The organism is Serratia sp. BNK-17, assembly GCF_048684935.1.
Lineage (GTDB): Bacteria > Pseudomonadota > Gammaproteobacteria > Enterobacterales > Enterobacteriaceae > Serratia > Serratia nematodiphila.
In genome coordinates, this window is record NZ_JBLQTR010000001.1 from 3,780,531 (window position 1) to 3,801,143 (window position 20,613).

The 20,613-nt window shown below is 58.2% G+C and carries 21 protein-coding genes and 1 riboswitch; of the genes, 9 read left to right on the forward strand and 12 right to left on the reverse strand.

All coding sequences use genetic code 11. The annotated features are described in order from the left end of the window. Positions 1 to 19 precede the first annotated feature (19 nt). A complete protein-coding gene (pgeF, locus tag ACMGF7_RS17995; protein ID WP_004927619.1) occupies positions 20 to 736 on the reverse strand; it encodes a peptidoglycan editing factor PgeF in 717 nt (238 codons plus the stop codon). 161 nt (positions 737 to 897) lie between these two features. On the opposite strand from pgeF, the gene rlmA reads away from it, so the two are divergent. Next, the gene (rlmA, locus tag ACMGF7_RS18000; protein ID WP_049240278.1) at positions 898 to 1,716 is read left to right on the forward strand and encodes a 23S rRNA (guanine(745)-N(1))-methyltransferase; all 819 of its coding nucleotides are present in this window, start codon (positions 898 to 900) and stop codon (positions 1,714 to 1,716) included. 63 nt (positions 1,717 to 1,779) lie between these two features. Here the strand turns inward: rlmA and mntP are convergent, their stop codons facing one another. The 5 genes from mntP to manX all read right to left on the reverse strand — a co-directional run bounded on the left by mntP (position 1,780) and on the right by manX (position 5,950). After that, the gene (mntP, locus tag ACMGF7_RS18005) at positions 1,780 to 2,349 is read right to left on the reverse strand and encodes a manganese efflux pump MntP (RefSeq protein ID WP_004927615.1); all 570 of its coding nucleotides are present in this window, start codon (positions 2,347 to 2,349) and stop codon (positions 1,780 to 1,782) included. 7 nt (positions 2,350 to 2,356) lie between these two features. After that, positions 2,357 to 2,544, reverse strand: a riboswitch (yybP-ykoY riboswitch). Positions 2,545 to 2,762: 218 nt separating this feature from the next. Further along, entirely contained in the window at positions 2,763 to 3,221 is a 459-nt protein-coding gene (locus tag ACMGF7_RS18010) for a DUF986 family protein (protein ID WP_004927610.1), read from the reverse strand. A gap of 54 nt (positions 3,222 to 3,275) precedes the next feature. Beyond that, on the reverse strand, positions 3,276 to 4,118 hold the full coding sequence (locus tag ACMGF7_RS18015) for a PTS mannose transporter subunit IID (RefSeq protein WP_015378157.1): 843 nt from the start codon (positions 4,116 to 4,118) through the stop codon (positions 3,276 to 3,278). A 15-nt stretch (positions 4,119 to 4,133) separates the two neighbouring features. Further along, positions 4,134 to 4,934 (reverse strand): PTS mannose/fructose/sorbose transporter subunit IIC, encoded by an 801-nt coding sequence (locus ACMGF7_RS18020; protein WP_015378156.1) that lies wholly within the window; start codon positions 4,932 to 4,934, stop codon positions 4,134 to 4,136. Between the two features lie 56 nt (positions 4,935 to 4,990). Next, the gene (manX, locus tag ACMGF7_RS18025; RefSeq protein ID WP_049240280.1) at positions 4,991 to 5,950 is read right to left on the reverse strand and encodes a PTS mannose transporter subunit IIAB; all 960 of its coding nucleotides are present in this window, start codon (positions 5,948 to 5,950) and stop codon (positions 4,991 to 4,993) included. 562 nt (positions 5,951 to 6,512) lie between these two features. Here manX and ACMGF7_RS18030 point away from each other — a divergent pair. Then, positions 6,513 to 8,057 carry a TerC family protein gene (locus ACMGF7_RS18030; RefSeq protein ID WP_060559773.1) on the forward strand — a complete coding sequence of 515 codons (1,545 nt, stop codon included), beginning with the start codon at positions 6,513 to 6,515 and terminating at the stop codon, positions 8,055 to 8,057. A 16-nt stretch (positions 8,058 to 8,073) separates the two neighbouring features. Here ACMGF7_RS18030 and ACMGF7_RS18035 read toward each other — a convergent pair whose 3' ends face one another. The 4 genes from ACMGF7_RS18035 to pabB all read right to left on the reverse strand — a co-directional run bounded on the left by ACMGF7_RS18035 (position 8,074) and on the right by pabB (position 13,688). Continuing rightward, entirely contained in the window at positions 8,074 to 9,660 is a 1,587-nt protein-coding gene (locus tag ACMGF7_RS18035; RefSeq protein ID WP_049240284.1) for an EAL domain-containing protein, read from the reverse strand. A gap of 268 nt (positions 9,661 to 9,928) precedes the next feature. Beyond that, a complete protein-coding gene (sdaA, locus tag ACMGF7_RS18040; RefSeq protein WP_004927589.1) occupies positions 9,929 to 11,293 on the reverse strand; it encodes an L-serine ammonia-lyase in 1,365 nt (454 codons plus the stop codon). A 446-nt stretch (positions 11,294 to 11,739) separates the two neighbouring features. Further along, entirely contained in the window at positions 11,740 to 12,318 is a 579-nt protein-coding gene (locus ACMGF7_RS18045; RefSeq protein ID WP_004927587.1) for a CoA pyrophosphatase, read from the reverse strand. Further along, complete coding sequence (pabB, locus tag ACMGF7_RS18050; RefSeq protein ID WP_049240341.1) at positions 12,315 to 13,688, reverse strand: aminodeoxychorismate synthase component 1; 1,374 nt, start codon at positions 13,686 to 13,688, stop codon at positions 12,315 to 12,317. Before pabB ends, ACMGF7_RS18045 begins: the two co-directional genes overlap by 4 nt. Positions 13,689 to 14,210: 522 nt before the next feature. Between pabB and ACMGF7_RS18055 the strand changes: the two genes are divergently transcribed. Beyond that, a complete protein-coding gene (locus ACMGF7_RS18055) occupies positions 14,211 to 15,212 on the forward strand; it encodes a glycosyltransferase (protein WP_049240285.1) in 1,002 nt (333 codons plus the stop codon). A 70-nt stretch (positions 15,213 to 15,282) separates the two neighbouring features. Then, the gene (locus tag ACMGF7_RS18060; RefSeq protein ID WP_015378151.1) at positions 15,283 to 15,522 is read left to right on the forward strand and encodes a YoaH family protein; all 240 of its coding nucleotides are present in this window, start codon (positions 15,283 to 15,285) and stop codon (positions 15,520 to 15,522) included. Positions 15,523 to 15,556: 34 nt separating this feature from the next. Here the strand turns inward: ACMGF7_RS18060 and purT are convergent, their stop codons facing one another. Next, entirely contained in the window at positions 15,557 to 16,735 is a 1,179-nt protein-coding gene (purT, locus tag ACMGF7_RS18065; protein WP_049240286.1) for a formate-dependent phosphoribosylglycinamide formyltransferase, read from the reverse strand. Between the two features lie 246 nt (positions 16,736 to 16,981). Between purT and cspE the strand changes: the two genes are divergently transcribed. The 5 genes from cspE to yebF all read left to right on the forward strand — a co-directional run bounded on the left by cspE (position 16,982) and on the right by yebF (position 19,912). Further along, positions 16,982 to 17,191, forward strand: coding sequence for a cold shock-like protein CspC (gene cspE, locus ACMGF7_RS18070; RefSeq protein ID WP_004927572.1), 210 nt, complete (start codon positions 16,982 to 16,984; stop codon positions 17,189 to 17,191). Between the two features lie 147 nt (positions 17,192 to 17,338). After that, positions 17,339 to 18,721: an ATP-dependent RNA helicase DbpA gene (gene dbpA, locus ACMGF7_RS18075; RefSeq protein WP_164094865.1), complete on the forward strand. Its 1,383-nt coding sequence runs from the start codon at positions 17,339 to 17,341 to the stop codon at positions 18,719 to 18,721. Between the two features lie 88 nt (positions 18,722 to 18,809). Then, positions 18,810 to 19,133, forward strand: coding sequence for a YebG family protein (locus ACMGF7_RS18080; RefSeq protein WP_004927565.1), 324 nt, complete (start codon positions 18,810 to 18,812; stop codon positions 19,131 to 19,133). A 39-nt stretch (positions 19,134 to 19,172) separates the two neighbouring features. After that, a complete protein-coding gene (gene yqfB / locus ACMGF7_RS18085) occupies positions 19,173 to 19,481 on the forward strand; it encodes a N(4)-acetylcytidine aminohydrolase (protein ID WP_004927562.1) in 309 nt (102 codons plus the stop codon). Positions 19,482 to 19,552: 71 nt separating this feature from the next. Next, positions 19,553 to 19,912: a protein YebF gene (yebF, locus tag ACMGF7_RS18090; RefSeq protein ID WP_164094866.1), complete on the forward strand. Its 360-nt coding sequence runs from the start codon at positions 19,553 to 19,555 to the stop codon at positions 19,910 to 19,912. Between the two features lie 56 nt (positions 19,913 to 19,968). Here the strand turns inward: yebF and ACMGF7_RS18095 are convergent, their stop codons facing one another. Continuing rightward, positions 19,969 to 20,532, reverse strand: coding sequence for a lipoprotein (locus tag ACMGF7_RS18095; protein ID WP_004927555.1), 564 nt, complete (start codon positions 20,530 to 20,532; stop codon positions 19,969 to 19,971). Positions 20,533 to 20,613 lie beyond the last annotated feature (81 nt).

The window sequence follows — 20,613 nt, forward strand, 5'->3', positions numbered from 1 at the left end:
GCGGGCTTTTTCGTTTCCGTCATCCGGCGGCGATGATGATGCCGGCGTACTGGTTGCGGCCTTTGATCCCCGGATGCGTCGGATCCTGCGCGCGCCGGTGGCTGTTGCGGCGATAGCTGGTGTATTTGAAGCGCTGCGGCCGCTGTGGGTCGACGTCCGGCGTGCAGATGGTGCAACTGCCGGCGCGGTCAACGGCGGCGAAGCCGAGCGCCGCCAGCTTGTATTCGGCAATTGCGGCCAAATCGAGATGCCGGTAATGCGGGCTGATCAACGTGGCGGGCAGCGGCAGCCGCTGTTTAAAACTCTCCACCAGCGCTTCATCGACTTCGTAGCAGCACGGGCCGGCGGCAGGGCCGATGGAGACGACCCAATCGGCGGTGTCGCCGTCCTGGCGAATGCGTGCTGCCATCTGTTCCAGAATGCCGTCCAGCAGCCCGCGCCAGCCGGCGTGCACCGCAGCGATGGCGCCTCCGTCACGGCGGCTGAACAGCACCGGCAAACAGTCCGCCGTCAGTACGCTGAGCAGAATGCCGGGCTGGCGAGTATAGAAACCATCGGCCTCGCCGCATGCCTGCGCCGGCTGCAGCACATCGACGATGCGGGTGCCGTGCACCTGTTTTTTTTCCGGCAGCGTGGCGCTGTAGGGCAGCAGATGCCCGGGCAGCAGCGCGAGTTTGCTGCCGAAGCCGTGCTGAATGTGGGGCACCGCATCGAGCAGCGCGGAACGATCGCTCATAAGTTATGTTCACCTGCATGAGAAAACAGACTCTCAGTGTAGCCAGCTTTTTCCCCGCTTGACTAGGTGTTGTTGGCGGCGAAAGCGAGCGGGGATGCGCCTTGCATCAAGCCGACGCCTTCTTTAGACTAGCCGCGCCCTGTCTTTCTGGAAGCCCATTCATGTCTTATCACTGCCCCCTGTGTCATCAACCGCTGCATTTTTCATCACAACACTGGCGTTGTGACGGCAATCATCAGTTCGATCAAGCCAAAGAAGGCTACGTGAATCTGCTGCCGGTGCAGCACAAACGATCGAAGCAGCCGGGAGACAGCGCGGAAATGATGCAGGCACGGCGCGCGTTTCTCGACGGTGGATATTATCAGCCGTTGCAAGCGCAGGTAGCCGAGTGGCTGGATTCGGCGCTGGCGGCCGATGCAGGCGCGTTATTGGACATAGGCTGCGGGGAAGGGTATTACACCGCCGCCGTGGCCGCACGGCTGGCCCAGGAGCGCAATATGGCGTTCTATGGGCTGGACGTCGCCAAGGTGGCGATCCGTTATGGCGCCAAACGTTATCCGGCGGTCTCGTTCTGCGTCGCCTCCAGTCACCGTTTGCCGTTCGCCGACGGGGCGCTGGACGCGGTCTTGCGCATTTATGCGCCTTGCAAGGCGGAGGAGCTGGCGCGGGTAGTGAAACCGGGCGGCGTGGTGCTGACGGTTTCGCCGGGCCCGCGTCATCTGTACCAGCTGAAAGAGCAGGTGTACCAGCAGGTGCAGCTGCATGCCGAACAGGATGAACAGTTCGACGGATTCGACTGCGAGCGCAAAGAGGCGCTGGCCTATACGATGACCCTACCGGGCGCGCAGGCCGCCAATCTGCTGCAGATGACGCCGTTCGCCTGGCGCGCTACGCCGGAGGTGCAACAGCGGTTGGCCGAGGGCGGCGAGTTTGTGTGCGAGACGGATTTCGTGTTGGCGTTGTACCGACGTCGCGCTTAAGGGGCCTTGAACTCAGAAACAAAAAAACCTGCCGCGGCAGGTTTTTTTTGCAGTTCGGTCGCCTCAGGCCAGGTAGCCGAGGTGCTCCAGCAGGATGTTGACGCCGATGCCGATCAACACCACGCCGCCGAGAATTTCGGCGCGTTTGCCCAGCAGCGGGCCGATAAAGCGGCCGATCATCATGCCCAACGTTGCCATGATCATGGTGGCGCAGCCGATGGCCATTGCGGTGTGCACGATGTTCACCTGCAGGAAGGCCAGACCGACGCCGATCGCCATGGCGTCCAGGCTGGTCGCGATAGCGGTGGCCACCAATATCCAGAAGCCGTGGCGTTTGACCTTCTCTTCTTCGTCGGGCCTGTTGCGCACCCCTTCGACGATCATGCGCATGCCGAGAATGAACAGCAGCGAGAAGGCGACCCAGTGATCCCATTCCATGATGTATTGGCTGGCGAACAGGCCGATGGCCCAACCGATGAGCGGGGTGATTGCTTCGACCACGCCGAAGATCAGACCGGTGCGGATCGCTTCGCGAAAGCGCGGCTGATGCAAACTGGCGCCTTTGCCGATAGAAGCGGCGAACGCATCCATGGACATGCCGAAAGCGAGAATAAGCGTTGCTGAAAGGTTCATGTGAAATAGCCTCGGCCGGGTGGCTCCATATACACGTAACCCACCCCCAACCAAACGACGGAGTTACGTGTCTATGGTCTCGCCAACCTTACCTGGCTGCCCGCACCACGTTTCATACGGCGAAACGAGTATGTTGATACGGGCGTTTCTGGCGTTTTATTCTCCAGAAACCGGCTACTCCCCAATGACGGCGCAACCATACCATATTATTTCCGGTACCGACAACTTTATTCTGGCGCGATTTTTGTTCTTAATTGAGACTCGTTTTCATTAATCTGATTTCATGTGGGAATATAATGTAGACGCGGGTAACAATGTTGCAGAAATAATAGTCAGAAATGAAATGGCGCTGCCGATTAATTATCCACAGACAGCGCAAGGTTTGAGCGAGAATAAAATTAATTTTCCATTATTTATTGATTATCAACGAAAAAGTTGTATATCTTCTCCAGGTCATCCAGGTGTGTCACCTGAACCAACAGCCGGCGCTGCTCCAGGTCGATGGCCAGAATGCCGTCCTCCGATAAATTCATGGCTTTAATGCGGTTATATTCGACAAAAACATTGGCGAAGAAAAAACCGTGCGCTTTAAACACCATTTTGGGCGAGCGGATATAAGCAATATAGATGGCGAGCAGCGCCAAAGAAATAAGCAGATAAGTGGTTAATAGCGCGCCGTTGGCGGTGACGTTACGGTAAATCAGAATGGCGATCAGGCCGACGAAAATCAGGCTGTCGAGGCGGTTGCGGCGTTTGAGCGGCACTTTGAGCCGCGTTTTGCCTTTCAGCAGATCCATGCCGAATTCGTCGTACAGCGAATACAGCAACAGCAGGGCGATAAACAGCATCAGTACGGCGTCGGTCAGTGACATCTCTTGCTCCACACATAAAAAAGCCGGGGGTTGCCCCCCGGCCGTTTCGAACGATTACAGGCCCAGCAGGCCAATCCAATAGCCAAAGATACCGATGACGAAGAAGCCGATGATGATCCACAGCGCGTTGACTTTCTTGCGCAGCAGCCACATACAGGCGAAGGTCAACAGCAGCGGCACCAGGCCCGGCATCAGCTGGTCGAGGATGGTCTGCACCGTGGTGACGTTGGTATGCCCGGTCTGGTCGGTTATCTTGGACACCACCAGCGGGATATTCACGTGCGTCCACTTGTTGACCAGCGCCCCCATGACAAACAGGCCGAGAATGGACGCTCCTTCCGTCAGTTTCTGCAGGAAGCCGCCGCCCATGTCGTTGACGATATCCACCCCTTTACGGTAACCGTAGGCCACGCCGTAATAGCGGGTCAGCAGGCGCACCAGGTTGAACAGCACGAAGAACAGGATCGGTCCGAGCAGGCTGCCGCTCATGGCAATGCCCGCCCCAAGCGCGGCGAATACCGGCCGCACGGTGCCCCAGAAGATCGGGTCACCGACGCCCGCCAGCGGCCCCATCAAACCAACCTTGATGCCGTTGATTGCGGCGTCGTCGATCGGTGCGCCGTTGGCGCGTTGCTCTTCCATCGCCATGGTTACGCCGAGCACCGGCGCCGCCACGTAAGGGTGGGTGTTGAAGAACTCAAGGTGGCGCTTGATCGCCTGTTTGCGATCGTCATTGTTTTCCGGATACAGGCGGCGGATCACCGGCACCATCGAGAAGCAAAAACCCAGCGCCTGCATGCGTTCGAAGTTCCATGAACCCTGGAACAGGTTCGAGCGCAGGAATACGCCGCGAATATCGGCCGGCGTGAGTTTCTTTTGAGCAGTTGTATCAACCATTTCTCTCACCTATTCCTAGTCGAGTTCGTTATCGAGATCGTTCGCGTTAGCCGGGCCGGCCTGGACAACCTGAGACTTGTTGTATTTCGGGCTGAGCTGGATATACAGCACGGCCATCACCACGCCGATGACGCCGAGCGCCACCAGGTTGAAGTTGGTGAAGGCGGCGGTAACGAAACCGAGATAGAAGAACGGCATCAGGTAGCCGGCGCGCATCATGTTAATCACCATCGCGTAACCGACCACCACGATCATGCCGCCGGCGATGTTCAGGCCGCTGGTGACCACTTCCGGGATCGAGTTGAGCAGGGCGTGCACCCCGGCGGTGCCCACCGAGATGGCGACGATGACTGCCGGGATGGCGATACGCATTGCCTGCAGCAGCAGGGCGCCGACATGGATCCAGCTGATGGCGCGCAGGCTGCCGCGCTCCGCCGCGCTGTCCGCTGCGTGCTGGAAGGCCACGGTGAGGGTTCGCACAATGATGGTTAACACCTGGCCGGCCGCCGCCAGCGGAATGGCCAGGGCGATACCGGCGCCGACGCTTTGCCCACCGGCGATGACCAGGATGGTCGAGATGATGGACGCCAGGGCGGCATCCGGCGCGACCGCCGCACCGATATTCATCCAGCCAAGCGCGATCATTTCCAGCGTACCGCCGATGATGATGCCGGTTTTCATATCGCCGAGAATGAAGCCGATCAGGGTACAGGCGACCAGCGGACGGTGGAACTGGAACTCGTCGAGGACGGAACCCATCCCGGCGATACAGGCAACGATAAATATCAGCACAATCTGAAGAGTGGTGATCTCCATTGCACTTCTCCTATGACCAAAAAAGCTCTGAGTAAAATAATCAGCGGCTGGCGCCACTAATTGAGTTTGTTAATCAGGTCCATCATTTTTAGCCGGCTGTCGGACGAGACCTTACGCACCTCCAGCTCGATACCGCGATCGTTCAGTTTCTTAAACGCTTCGATATCTTTTTCATCGACGGAAACGGCGTTGTTCACCTGGGTTTTCCCCTGGCGGAACGCCATGCCGCCGATATTGACGGATTGAATATCCACGCCGCCCTCCACCAGACGCCAGACGTCGGTCGGATTGGTAAACAACAGCATCACGCGGTCGTTGGCGTATTTGGGGTTGTTCCAGACGCGGATAGCCTTCGCCACGTCCACCACGTGGGCGGTGACGCCCGGCGGGGCCACCTGAGTCAGCAGGGTTTTGCGCACATGATCGGCGGCGACTTCATCGCTGACGACGATAATGCGGCTGACATTGGTCTCTTTGGTCCAGCGGGTAGCCACCTGGCCGTGGATTAAGCGATCATCGATGCGCGCCAGGCCGATTTTCATGTGGTCGTTCGGCCCCAGCGGCGCCTGAGGGGCAGCGGCTTTGGCGACGGGCGCCACGGTTTTTGCAGGTTCTTCCTGCGGTTTTTTCAGCGCTTTCACGCCTTCTCGGCCGGTTTCCAACGCCAGCGCCACCAGTTCATCGAAAGCGGGGTTGTCGTCCCGCGCCATGAAGGTTTCCACCAGCATCGGGATGTTGACCCCGGTGACGACCTCATAGTTTTCTTTGTCGACCGCAATGCGGCTGGCGGCGTTGAACGGGCTGCCGCCCCAGGTATCCACCAGGAACAGCACGCCGCCGCTGGTATCCAATCCACTGATTTTTTCGTTGTATTTGACGATTAACGTTTCGGCATTCTCACCGGGAACGAAGTCTATAAAGGCGACGTTGTCCTGCTCGCCCAATAGCATCTCCGCCGTTTTCAGCAGTTGTTCCGCTGCAGCCCCGTGTGTGCCGATGATAATAGCTATTGCCACTCGCTACCTCCTCGTTGAACTCCAGACGCGGTTTGTGTCGTTTCTCCGCGCCGTCTTGGCAGTCACTTCCGCGGTTCAGATACATTATGGTAGAAAAAAAGAAACGCACGCCTAACATTTCTCACGCAGTATCAAATGCCTGTGCGTGATACTTCACGAACGCGAGATTTATTTTAGTGAGTGAAAAAATATTTTTTGTGACGCTGCTCCGCTATTGAATGCTCGGAGAAATCTTAGCTGTCGCAGACGATATGGCGTGGTGTCACCCTAAACCGCCGTTGAAAAAGCCGCTTTGTCCCCCAGAAAAATCCTGATACAGTAATTTCCTCTTTCATCACTAAGGAGTGAAGGGCCTCAGCCCTCCCTATGGACTGTCACCGAAGTAACTGTTTTTCCAGGTTTCACCCGCCACCTGCTGGCGTTGCATATGCTGTTCGGCCCTTCGGCCATCTCCCGGTAATCCCATCCCGTCACTTTGCTATTGTCGACTGCGCCCATGCAGCGGCGGCATCGTCATGTCTGAGCGGCGTGCGCTCATTCCCACTTTTTTCTGGAGTCTGATATGGAATTTTTAATGGACCCCTCTATTTGGGCGGGGTTGCTTACGCTGGTGGTGCTGGAAATCGTGCTGGGCATCGACAACCTGGTGTTCATCGCCATTTTGGCCGACAAGTTGCCGCCGAAGCAGCGCGATAAAGCGCGCATCATCGGCCTGTCGCTGGCATTGCTGATGCGTTTGGGCCTGCTGTCTGTTATCTCCTGGATGGTAACCCTGACCACGCCGCTGTTCAGCGTCGGCGATTTCAGCTTCTCCGGCCGCGATTTGATCCTGCTGTTCGGCGGGGTATTCCTGCTGTTCAAGGCCACCATGGAGCTGCATGAACGGCTGGAAGGGCAGACGCACCAGGATGGCGCCAACCGCGGCTACGCCAAGTTCTGGGCGGTGGTGGTGCAAATCGTGATCCTTGACGCGGTGTTTTCGCTCGATGCGGTGATTACCGCCGTGGGCATGGTGAACGATCTGCCGGTGATGATGGCGGCGGTGGTGATTGCGATGGCGGTGATGCTGCTGGCGTCCAAACCGTTGACCAACTTCGTCAACGCGCACCCGACCATTGTGGTGCTGTGCCTGAGCTTCCTGTTGATGATCGGTCTGAGCCTGATCGCCGAAGGCTTCGGCTTGCATATTCCTAAAGGCTATCTGTACGCCGCGATCGGCTTCTCGATCCTGATTGAATTGTTCAATCAGATCGCGCGTCGCAACTTTATCAAGCATCAGGCGCGTCGCCCGATGCGCGAGCGCACCGCGGAAGCGATCATGCGCCTGATGGGGCAGCAGCGCGCGCAGCAGGCGGACGATGCGGTCGCCTTGCCGCGGGATGAAACCTTTGCGGCGGAAGAGCGTTATATGATCAGCGGCGTGCTGACGCTGGCCTCGCGCTCATTGCGCAGCGTGATGACGCCGCGCACTGACATCTCCTGGGTCGACTGCGAGCGCTCCCGTGAGGAGGTGCGCGCACAGTTGCTGGATACGCCGCACAGCCTGTTCCCGGTGTGTCGCGATTCTGTGGATGAGATCGTCGGCGTGGTACGCGCCAAGGATCTGCTGGTGGCGCTGGAGCAAGGGGACGATATCGCCGAGTTTGCCGCCCGCACGCCGCCGATCGTGGTGCCGGAAACCATGGATGTCATCAAGCTGCTGGCGGTGCTGCGCCGCGCCAAAGGGCGTCTGGTGGTGGTCACCAACGAGTTCGGCGTGGTGCAGGGGCTGGTGACGCCGCTGGATGTGCTGGAAGCGATTGCCGGCGAGTTCCCGGACGAAGATGAAACGCCGGATATCGTGGCGGAAGGCGACGGCTGGCTGGTCAAAGGCGGGACCGACCTGCACTCGCTGGAACAGGCGCTGGCCTGCGATGACCTGGTCAGCCCAACCGCAGACTACGCCACTCTGGCGGGGCTGCTGTTAGCCCACTACGGCCAGATGCCGGTGGTGGGGGACACCATTGAACTGAACCACCTGCGTTTCGATATTGTCGAGGTCTCCGACTATCGCATCGAGCTGGTGCGTGTCACCCGTGTCGTCTTCGACGAACCGGCGCATTCGTAACCCACCCGCCGGAGGCTCAGGCCTCCGGCGTATTCTCTTCCGTTTTCCTGACGCGCGATTCGTACTGCTGCAACCACAGCGGGAAAACGTGGATCGGCATCGGCTTGGCGAAATAATACCCCTGCAGGGCATTGACCTCGCGTGAGCGCAGATAGTCGGCCTGTTCCGCCGTTTCTACCCCTTCAGCCACCAGCTTCAGCTTCAGGCGCTGCGCCAGCGTAATGATGGTGTCGGTCACCGTGGCGTTGACCGCGTCGGTGCCGATGGCCGCGGTAAATCCGCGGTCGATCTTTAACACGTCCGGGCTAAGGTTCTTCAGGTAGCTCAGCGAGCTGTGGCCGGTGCCGAAATCGTCGATGGCCAGCATGATCCCCATGTCTTTCAGCGTCCGGATCTGGTCATGCTGGATCGCCGACAGCGCGGTGCGCTCGGTCAACTCCAGCATCAGTGACGGCATCGGATGCGCCGGCAGCCAAATCCGGCGGATATCGTCGATGATGTTGAGCGTTTTAAAGTGTTCGGCGGCGACGTTGATGCTGATGTAGAACGACGGTCGCGGCGGGAACAGCTGCAGATTTTCCGTCACGGTGTGCATCAGATAACGGGTCAGCGGAATGATCAGCTCATGCTGCTCGGCCAGCGGAATAAACACGTCGGGGGAGATCCACCCTTGTCGCTTCTTTTTCCAGCGCAGCAGCATCTCGACGCCGGCGCAGCGCCCGGTGTCGCTATGGATGATGGGCTGGCAATAGACGCGGAACTCGCGATGGGTGATGGCATGGCCGATGTGATAAGACAGGCTCATGCGGTTAGCGGTGAGCAGATAGACCACATAGGCGGCCAACAGGCTGATCAGCAGCGCCAGCGGGATATGGCGCGGCAGTGCGGAAAGCGCCAGCATGCCGATCTGCGGGCCGAACAGCGAAATCGAGAACGGGTATAGCGCAGAGCCGGCGGTGTAGCGCAGATCGTTGGTCAGGGTGTCGCGGCTCAGGATTTCGCGTCGGCCGTATTCCAGGCTGCTGTCAGCCACGTTCAGCACCACGCGCTGAACGTAAGGCTCCTGCGGCTCGAGTAAAAAGTTGGACAGCAGCTCGATATTAAACACGTGCAGCACGCCGCTGGTTTTATCGTGGGGGGATGGCGTCCACATCACCAGCGTGGGCAGGCCTTTGCTCACCGCCAGCGAGGGGCGCAGCGCCAGTCTGGCGTTGCTGTTGACGAAGGTCGGCATTACCGCGGCCAGCTGATAATGACGGGAACCAAACAGGCTGGAGCAGTAAATAATGCCGTTTTTTACCAGCAACATGGCGCGTAGCGCCTGATTCTGCGCGGCGCGAAAGCGCAGGGTCGACGAAACGTTCTCGCAGGGCTGGTCCAGCATGTCCATGCTGCGCTCCGCCTGCAGCTGAGCCGGCGTCAACAACTGGTTGAGCTTGCCGACGGTGCGGGTGGCCAATGTCTGCTGGCTCAGCTCGATACTTTTGACCTCTTGATAGTAACGGGTATACAGCGATACCAACAGAATAGCCGCGCCCACCGCTCCGGCCAGCAGCCAACGGTAATAACGATATCGGGACGCGGCGAGGTGGGTCATCAACATCCGGTAAATCCTTGTTCGGTAATCCAGTCCCGAGTCACGGTCAGGTCATAGATCCTTAAGTTACGCTCGGCTAATTCTAGCCTGAGGTTATACAAGATTGATGGTAACTCAGTAAATTATTTCGATTTGGCAAAACAGAAGGTCAATTTGCAGGCTAACCGCCGGATCGATGAGAGAAATGCAGAATATTTTCTGGTGACATTGTCACAAAATGCGGCCAATAAATTGATTACCCATAAAAAACCCCGCCGGGTGGCGGGGTTGTCTGTCAGTCGCATTGCACCTTGATTGCCAGGCCGCCGCGTGACGTTTCGCGGTACTTGGCGTTCATGTCTTTGCCGGTTTCGTACATGGTCTCGATCACCTTATCCAGCGAAACGCGCGGCTCGCTGGTGCGGCGCAGGGCCATGCGGGCTGCGTTGATCGCCTTGACCGAAGCGATGGCGTTGCGCTCAATGCACGGCACCTGCACCTGGCCGGCGACCGGGTCACAGGTCAGACCCAGGTTGTGTTCCATGCCGATCTCCGCCGCCACACAGACCTGCTCAGGGCTGCCGCCCAGCAGTTCGGCCAGACCGGCCGCCGCCATGGAGCAGGCAACGCCGACTTCACCCTGGCAACCGACTTCGGCGCCGGAAATGGAGGCGTTCATCTTGTACAACGCGCCGATCGCACCCGCCGCCATAAAGTAGCGGATGTAGATATCCGGGCTGACGGACTCGATGAAGTGATCGTAGTAAGCCAGCACCGCAGGCACGATGCCGCAGGCGCCGTTGGTCGGCGCGGTGACCACGCGGCCGCCGGCGGCGTTTTCTTCGTTAACCGCCAGCGCGAACATGTTGACCCAGTCGATCACGTTCATCGGATCGCTGGACAGTTTGTCCGACGCCACCAGCATGCGGCGCAGCGCGGAGGCACGGCGCGGTACGCGCAGCGGCCCCGGCAGTACGCCTTCGGTGTTCAGACCGCGATCGATACAGGCGCGCATGGTTTGCCAGACGTTGCCGAAGTAGGTCTCGATCTCTTGCTTGCTGTGCAGCGCCAGTTCGTTCTGCATCACCATGCCGGACAGCGACAGGCCGGTCTCGCGGCAGTGGTCGAGCATTTCGCGCGCGGAGTTGAACGGATATGGCATTTGCAGTTCTTGCTCGGCGGCCTTGCCGAAATTCTCCTCGTCGACGATGAAACCGCCGCCGATAGAGTAATAGGTCTTGCTGTACACTTCTTTATCGCCGGCGAAGGCGTGGATCTGCATGCCGTTTTCGTGCAGCGGCAGGTTGTCGCTGCGGAAGACCATGCCGCCGTCGCGCGGGAAATCGACTTCATGCAGGCCGTTGGCCAGCATCAGGCGTTGACGTTGTTCTACATCGCGAATAAAACCCGGAATGCTATCGATATCGACGGTGTCCGGCATGTTGCCGGCCAGGCCGAGAATGATGGCGATATCGGTATGGTGACCTTTGCCGGTCAATGAGAGTGAGCCGTAAACGTCTACGGCAACACGCGTGATAGAAGGCATCAGGCCTTTATTTACCAGATCGTCGACAAACTGTTTGCCGGCTTTCATCGGTCCAACAGTATGAGAGCTGGACGGGCCGATGCCGATCTTAAACATGTCGAAAACGCTAATCACGCTAAAACTCCTTAAAGAGACGTATTGTTATGGCTGCGGCGGTCAAAAACCGCGCAGGGAACAGCGATATTGTAAAAGGGCCGTGCGGGTTCGGCTGCCTTTTTCGCATGAAATTAAATAATCCGTGGTGTCGCTTTTTTTACTGATTACCCGGGGCGACCCCTTGTGCGGGGTATCCGCTTTCGCCCAAGCTCCATTAGCGGTAATCGCGTCAGCTTTCCGTGCTGAACGCCGCCGGCTTAATCCCTGTTTCTACAGTGGTTTATCTCGGACGGTGGTATTTTACAGGTATTTCGTAAGGTTTAAGAGAGGGTTTACAGTTTTTTTAAAACCATTCAAACGGAACGGTAGTTGAAAAAGCGATCAAATGAAGTGATAGCGATCGCTTTACCCGCCGCGGAGGTCGGCAACCGTGCCAGATTGCGAGTCAGATCACGTAATGCGGGCTAAATACTGACCTGTTGCGCCAGGCGCCGAATGATAGCGGCGGTCAGCCCCCAGATAAACTGGCTGTGATACCAGGAGAGGTAGATGCGGTGCGTATGGCCGGCGCGATGAATATCCAGCGGATAGTAACGCGACAGGGTCAGCGCTTCCCGCAGGGGCATCTCGAACACGTCCGCCACTTCGCCTTCATTGGCGTGGAACTGCACGTCCGGCGGGATGAGGCCGACGATAGGGGTAACCTGAAATCCGGTGCTGCTGTCGAGCGGCGCCATTTGGCCGAGGACAGTCACCGCTTGCGGCGGTATCGCCACTTCTTCCTGCGCTTCTCGCAGCGCCGTGACGATCGCCGATCCGTCTTCGGCGTCGGTTTTGCCGCCGGGGAAGGCCACTTGACCGGCATGTTTGCGCAGCGAGTCGGCACGGCGGGTCAACAGCAGCGTCGGCTCGGCGCGGCAGACGATCGGGATCAGCACCGCCGCCGGGCGCACATGGTGCGAAATCTGCGTCGCCTGTGGCAGCTGCAGTTGAAAACGGCTGATAAAGGCGTGCAGTGAGGCCGGTGAGTTCGATGGGATCACGACAGGGCATACTCCCCTAACTGCGGCAAAATGCGGCCGACCTTGTCGAAGGTCTCCTGGTATTCCGCCTGCTCCTGGCTGTCCGCCACGATGCCGCCGCCGGCGGAGCAGTGGATGCGACCGTTTTCGGTGACGAGCGTGCGAATGGTGATATTGGTGTCCATGGTGCCGCAGGCGCTCAGGTAACCGATGCTGCCGCAATAGGCATTGCGGCGCTGCGGCTCCAACTCTTCGATGATTTCCATCGCGCGCACCTTGGGCGCGCCGGTGATCGAACCGCCGGGGAAGCAGGCGCGCAGCAGTTCGGCCGCCGAGGTATGGTTTGGCAGGGTCGCGGTGATGGTGCTCACCAGGTGATGCACGGCGGGGAACGGCTCCACGGCGAACAGTTCCGGCACCCGTACGCTGCCAGGCTGGGCGACGCGGCCGATATCGTTGCGCAGCAGATCGACGATCATCAGATTTTCAGCGCGATCCTTGGGTGAATCGGCCAAACGGCGAGCCTGCGCGGCGTCCTGTTCCGCGTCCGCCAGCCGCGGCAGCGTGCCCTTGATCGGGCGGGTTTGGATACGCTGCTGCTCCAGCCACAGGAAGCGCTCGGGAGAGACGCTCAGTACGCTGTTGTGCGGCAAGCGCAGGAAGGCCGAGAACGGCGCGCGGTTGCAGGCGCTCAGGCGGCAGAACGCCTGCCATTCATCCCCCTGATAGTCGGCGGAGAATCGTTGTGCCAGATTAATTTGGTAACAGTCGCCGCTGCGCAGGTAGTGCTGAATACGTTGGAATTTCTCGCCGTATTGTCGCCGGCTCATATTGGCGCGCCAGTCGCTCAGCAGCGTGAAAGGGCGTTCTGCAGGTGCGGTTTGGCTATTGAGCCAGCGCCAGCGCTGCTCCACATCGCCATAGCTGAGCAGCGTCAGGGTTTGCAATTGGTGGTCGGCGATCGCTGCCCAGTCATAAATGCCCACTGCCATATCCGGTAAAGCGAGGTCGGCTTCGGCCAACTGCGGCAGGGTTTCCACCCGCCGCCCAAGATCGTAGCCGAACAGTCCCAGAGCTCCGCCCTGAAACGGCAGGTCCGGATTAAACGCCGGCTGCCAGCCTTGCGCCGCCAGTTGCTGCTGCAGCAAGGAGAACGGATCTTCCTGCGACTGAATGGTGACGCCGTCACTTTCGATTTGCGTGTCGGCACCCTGGGTGGTGAGTGTCACGCGCGGTTGTGCGACCAGGATATCGAAGCGGTTGTGCGAATGGTCGGCAAAGCCCGAATGCAGCAGCATCGCCCAAGGCTGCGATGAAAGCGGGGCGAAAAGCGTCATCAGGGCACGGCGGCTGTAGGGCAAAGATTTTATGTTTGGGGCGGTTACGCTCATGAACGTCAATAAACCTGGCTGTGAGGACGGCGATATCTGGCGGCTAGTGTGCCATAGACGGCCACGTCATGCATGTTTTGCCATGCGCGACATGCAGCACAGTTCACATAAACGGCAGCTCAATAAACCTGAAATAAGGCATTTTTTGCGCCATTGATTATACTTCGATATGTTAAAAATTTAACGTCAAATGCACTGGAAGCCTATTCATCGAGGGCGCAATACCCGAGAAATATAAAAAAAGATTCGTTAATTTCATAAATTTATTATTTCTGCTTGTTATTAGAAGCGGGGGGGATGTTGCTATGCCCGATTTTAGCAACGTCGCCGCCCTTTGGAATTAATGGCTTAATTACTCAGCGCTTTTCTGGCGCGGGTTTGAGAAAGAAAGGCCAGTTCGGTCCCATTAGCCAGCGCGGGAATTTGCAGTGTTTCACGCTTATCCCAAGCCTACGCAGGCCGAATGAGTCTTTTAGAAAAATAAAATTATTATTTTGTTACATTATCATTGAAGAGCTGACTATGTCGTTAATGCTGAGCGTGATCGTCCCGATGCACAATGCGGGGGAATTATTGGAGCCTTTCCTGGCCTCGCTGCTGGCCCAGCGCGAGCAACGGTTGGAGGTGATCATCGTCAACGATGGTTCCACTGACGGTTCAGGAGAGATTGCGCACCGTTACGCGGCGGTACATCCGCATATTCGTGTGATCGATCAGGCCAATGCCGGTGTTTCTAACGCGCGTAATACCGGGCTTGCCGTTGCACAAGGTAAATATGTGGCGTTTCCCGATGCCGACGACTTGCTGGCGCCGGAGATGTATTCCACGCTGCTGGAACAGGCGGAAAAACACCAATTAGACGTGATGCAATGTAATGGCGAGCGCTATTTCACCAGCCAAGATGAATTGCAGCCGATTTTTCCCGAGGCGCGTTTGCGTACCACCGATGTTATCAGTGGCGTGCAGTGGTTTGAACGTGCGCTGAAATCGCGAAAGTTTATTCACGTTGTATGGCTGGCAATATATCGCCTCGACTTTATTCGCCAGCATCGGCTTTATTTCGAGCCGGGGTTACATCACCAGGATATTCCCTGGACGACAGAAGTCATGTTTAATGCCAAACGAGTCAAATATTTAAGTACGCCGCTGTACCGTCAACGGGTGCACGACAAGTCGATCAGTAATCGTCGTCGCATCGGTAAGGCGAACGTGGAGTATCAACGCCACTATATGAAAATCGTCGAAATGCTGGAGCGGCTCAACCAGCGCTATGCGGGCACTATCGTCATTCGTCCGGCTTTCCATTGGCAAATCACCCGCGAAGCGCTGGGCATTTGCCACAGCATTCGTCGCGAGCCGGAACCGGCCGCTCAGAGTCAGATCACCGAAGAGTTCTATCAGCGCGGTATCGATAGAGCGATGTTCGCCAATGCGCGCGGCCTGAAGCAGGGGTGGCATGTCATGCTGTGGCGGCATCGCCTGAAGCAGTGGCGCAACGATAACGGCTGTTCGCAACCGGCCTGACGCACCAGACGTTGGGATCTGCCGCGTTAGCGCGTATACTCCTTCTCCCTTTTGCCGGAGAGAACGACACATGCATGCAGGTATGCCATTACTGAATCACGCGGAGCAGCAGGAAGCGGCGGATCGCATCCATCAACTGATGGAGCAGGGCATGAGCAGCGGTGAGGCCATTGCTCGCGTTGCGCAGGAAATTCGCGAGAAGCATCAGGGTGCTCAGGTTGCGGTATTGTTCGATGACGAAGACGAGCAACATGAGGCCGCACCGGAGGCGTCGCGGGATGACGATGCTGAAGAAGACGAAGACTATTGACGTTATCGGGGCCGCGCAAGCGGCCCCGTGAGTATCAGCCGTTGACCGTCACGGCGGCGGCGGCTTGTTTCGCTTGCTCCACCGCCAGTTCCGTCGTGTTCGCCGTCGCCAGCGCTACGCCCAGACGACGTTGCCCGGCGATCTCCGGTTTGCCGAACAGGCGCAGCTGGTTGTGCCCGCGCAGCGCATTTTCCAGTCCGCTGAAACGCACATCGCTGCTGGTGAGTTGCGGCAGGATCACCGCCGAAGCGGAAGGGCCGAACTGGCGGATGGCGCCAATCGGCAACCCGAGAAACGCGCGAACGTGCAGGGCGAACTCGGACAGATCCTGTGAGATCAACGTAACCATGCCGGTATCGTGCGGCCGCGGAGACACTTCGCTGAAGATCACGTCGTCGCCGCAGACGAACAGCTCCACGCCGAACAGGCCGAACCCGCCCAGGGCTTTCACCACCTTCTCCGCAATAGTCTGAGCACGGCTCAACGCCGTGGCTGACATGCGCTGCGGTTGCCAGGATTCGCGATAATCTCCGTCTTCCTGACGATGGCCGATCGGCTCGCAGAAATGTACGCCGTCCACGGCGCTGATGGTCAGCAACGTAATTTCAAAATCAAATCTTACCAACCCTTCGACGATCACCCGGCCTCCGCCGGCGCGTCCACCCTGTTGCGCGTAATCCCAGGCGCTTTGCAGCTGTTCAGGCGCGCGGATCAGGCTTTGTCCTTTGCCGGAAGAACTCATCACCGGTTTGACGATGCACGGGTAGCCGATGTGTTCGACCGCCTGCCGGAAAGCCGCTTCGCTGTCGGCAAAGCGATAGCTGGAGGTGGGCAGGCCAAGTTCTTCCGCCGCCAGACGGCGGATGCCTTCGCGGTTCATGGTCAGGCGCGTGGCTTCGGCGCAGGGCACCACGCGGTGGCCCTGACGTTCAAGCTCCACCAGCATGGCGGTGGCGATCGCTTCGATTTCGGGAACGATATAGTCCGGCCGCTCTTGTTCGATAACGGCTTTCAACGCGTCACCGTCCAGCATATTGATGACGTGACTGCGGTGCGCCACATGCATGGCGGGGGCGTCGGCATAGCGATCGACGGCGATCACTTCCAGACCGAGGCGCTGGCATTCAATGGCGACTTCTTTACCCAGCTCCCCGGAGCCGAGCAACATAACGCGGGTGGCGGAAGGGCGCAGGGCGGTTCCAATCGTTAACATAGTTTCGTACCTGGATCGGTGAAAGTAAGCGGATTGATGATCGGCGGGCAGTATATACGAAAACGATTGCGTTCACAGCCGCCGCGCCAGGTTTGTTGCTAACTTACTGTTTTTATAACAAGCAGAAATATTTGCCCTGCCTGGGCGATTGTGCGTTAATAAGCGACGGCGAAAGAAGGCCTATATATAGCAAGGTTTTCGCGTCTCGTGCCGTCAAGGCAGGTTTATCAAGTAAAGGAAACACAAATGAGCAAGATCACTGGTCACGTTAAATGGTTCAACGAAAGCAAAGGTTTCGGCTTCATCACGCCTGCCGACGGCTCTAAAGACGTTTTCGTTCATTTTTCCGCTATCGTTAGCGATGGTTTCAAGACTCTGGCTGAAGGCCAGCAGGTTGAATTCTCCATCCAGGACAGCCAACGTGGCCCAGCTGCAGCCAACGTCGTTGCGATTTAACGACTGAGCCGCCAAGAAACCCGCCGCCGGCGGGTTTTTTTATGCCCGCTGCCCGTAACGCCGCCCATCTCTGTTATCATTTACCGCTGATTCGGCGCCAACCTGCGGGTGCGCCGCCATTCCATTCGTCATATAAGAGTTATCGCCGTGAGCACAGTTTCTTTTTCTTCCCTGCCTCTGCCAGCCGAACAGTTGGCCAACCTCAACGAACTGGGGTACGCCAAAATGACGCCGGTGCAGGCCGCCGCGTTGCCCGCTATCCTGCAAGGGCGAGACGTGCGCGCCAAGGCGAAAACCGGCAGCGGCAAAACGGCGGCATTCGGCATTGGCTTGCTGAATAACATCGTCGTTACTCAGGTTGCCACGCAGGCGCTGGTGCTCTGCCCCACTCGCGAGTTGGCCGATCAGGTGAGCAAAGAGCTGCGTCGCCTGGCGCGTTTCACGCAAAACATCAAAATTCTGACGCTGTGCGGTGGCCAACCGATGGGGCCGCAGCTCGACTCGCTGGTGCACGCGCCACACATCGTGGTGGGGACGCCGGGGCGCATTCAGGAGCATCTGCGCAAGAAAACGCTGCTGCTGGACGAGCTGAAGGTGTTGGTGCTGGATGAGGCCGACCGCATGTTGGATATGGGTTTCGCCGACGATATCGACGATGTGATCAGCTACACGCCGCCGCAGCGTCAGACGCTGTTGTTTTCCGCCACTTATCCGGCGGGCATCGAACGCATCAGCGAGCGTGTTCAGCGTCAGCCGCTGAGCGTCGAAGTGGACGATGACGAAGCGCAGACCGCTATCGAACAACGCTTTTATGAGACTACGCGCGAGCAGCGTCCGGCGCTCCTGGTGTCGGCCATTCGCTACCATCAACCCGCGTCCTGCGTGGTGTTCTGCAATACCAAGCGCGATTGTCAGACAGTGCTTGAGGCCCTAGAGGCCCGCGGCATCAGCGCGCTGGCGCTGCATGGCGATCTGGAGCAGCGCGACCGCGATCAGGTGTTGGTGCGCTTCGCCAATCGCAGTTGCCGAGTGTTGGTGGCGACCGACGTCGCCGCTCGCGGGCTGGACATCAAAGAGCTGGAGCTGGTGGTTAACTACGAACTGGCGTTCGATCCCGAAGTGCATGTGCACCGTGTCGGCCGCACCGGCCGCGCCGGCATGAGCGGGCTGGCGATCAGCCTGTGCACGCCGCAGGAGATGGCGCGGGCGCATGCGATTGAAGACTACCTGCAGATGACCGTCGATTGGGCGCCGGTGTCCGAGCTGAGCGGGGCGGCCAACGGCTCGCTGGAGGCAGAGATGGTGACGCTGTGCATCGACGGCGGCCGCAAGGCGAAGATCCGTCCCGGCGATATCCTTGGCGCGCTGACCGGCGATGCCGGGCTGACGGCGGCGGAAGTGGGCAAGATCGACATGTTCCCGGTGCATGCCTACGTCGCGATCCGTAAAGCCAGCGCGCGCAAGGCGTTGCAACAGCTGCAACAGGGCAAAATCAAAGGCAAGAGCTGCAAGGTGCGGCTGCTGAAATAAGCCGAAGGCGGGCGGCGGTTTGCCCTCCCGCCATTATCTATTTATACTGTATATAATTACAGTTATTTGAGTATTTGAGGACGCACGCATGGCGGTTGAAGTTAAATATGTGGTGGTGAGAAACGGTGAGGAAAAAATGACTTTCGCGAGCAAGAAAGAAGCCGACGCCTACGACAAAATGCTGGATCTGGCGGATAACCTCGGAGAGTGGCTGCAACAGGCGCCGCTGAACCTGGACGACGAACAGCGCGAAGGGCTGAGCTTCTTCCTGGCAGAGAATAAAGATGCGCTGGGTCTGATTCTGCGCGGCGCTTCACCGGCGGAAACCCTCAAGAAACCGGCGGAAGCGAAAGCGAAAAAAGCGGCCTCTAACTCAAAAGAGGGATCTGCGTCAGAAAAGCAAGCGGCATAATGACTTATGTTGCGGTGTTGTGATGAAAAAGGATCTAAAATGAGCCGTGAAATAACTTTCTTCAGCCGCTTTGAGCAAGATATTCTGGCCGGGCGCAAAACCATCACCATTCGGGATGCCAGTGAGTCGCACTTCGAACCGGGCGAGGTATTGCGTGTAAGCCGCAATGAAGACGGCGTATTTTTCTGCTTTATCGAAGTGCTGTCGGTAACGCCGGTGCGCCTGGACGCGCTGACTGAACGCCACGCACAGCAGGAGAACATGTCGCTCGGCGAATTGAAGCAGGTGATCAAGGAAATCTATCCGGGCCTGGATGCGCTGTTTGTCATCGAGTTCGTCAAACGGTAAACCCTTTGCCGAAACCCTGTTGTGAGCCAGGGATGGGCGCCCGGATAGCGCTAATCACAACGGGAGGAGATATGAAAAAAACGAGTTTGGCTATCGCCTTGTTGGCCATGATGGGAGCATCGACTGCGGTGTGGGCGCAGGATCACGAGCAGCGCGCCGCCAAGGTGGGGCAGTGTGCGGGTCTGCAGCCGGCGGATATCGCCGCCCAGGTCAAGCGCGACTTCTTGCAGAACCGCATCACGCGCTGGGAATCGGACAAAAAGCTGCTGGGTACCGCCACCCCGATCGCCTGGGTCAGCCCGGATGCCATCACCGGCAAGGATCAGGTGTGGCAGGTGCCGTTGACGGTGCGTGGCACCAAGGCAGATAAAACCTACAACGTGACGCTTAACTGCAACACCGGCGAAATCGCCTACAGCGCGCCGCAGTAACGCTTTTTGGCAATAAAAAGCCCGCCGAGCGGCGGGCTTGATGTCCCCAGACGGCGTCAGTCGCTGAACGGTATCACCAACTCACCCGGTTTCACTTCCAATCCCTTCGCCAGTTTTTTCGCCAGCGCTTCGGTTTTGCTGTTGTCAGGATTCAGCACATAAGCCGGCTTTTGGTCGAAGTAAGACTTCAGTGACTGGTTCAGATATGGCGTCAGCGCTTTCATCACCGTCTGCATTTTTTCCGGCTGCACGCTGTAATCGGTCAGTTCCATGTCTTTCAGGTAAATGGCGCCCTGTGCGCGGTCGTAAACCGGCTGCGCTTTCAGCGTCAGCTTCAGATCCGCCGCCTGCGGGCCGAGAATCGACGTGATGTTGACCTTGGCGTCGCCGGAGAGGGTGACTTTACCCGGCTCGCTGCGGCCGATCTGGCTTTGCAGCTGCGTCAGCACGATGTTGGCGTCCACCAGGCCGGGCACGCCGATCTGCTTCTGATAGTCGTTATGTTTCTGCAGGTAATCATTCACTTCCTGCTCGCTCAGGGTGTACTGGGTCAGTTGATTGCAACCGGCCAATACGCCGGCGAACAGCAGGGCGGCTGCGCCCATCAGGATCTTCTTCATTAATGCCTCATTGCGACTGCTGGCGAAAAGTGCTGCAGATAATTGATTAATCATTATAAACGTTCCGCCTGCGCGTGAAAA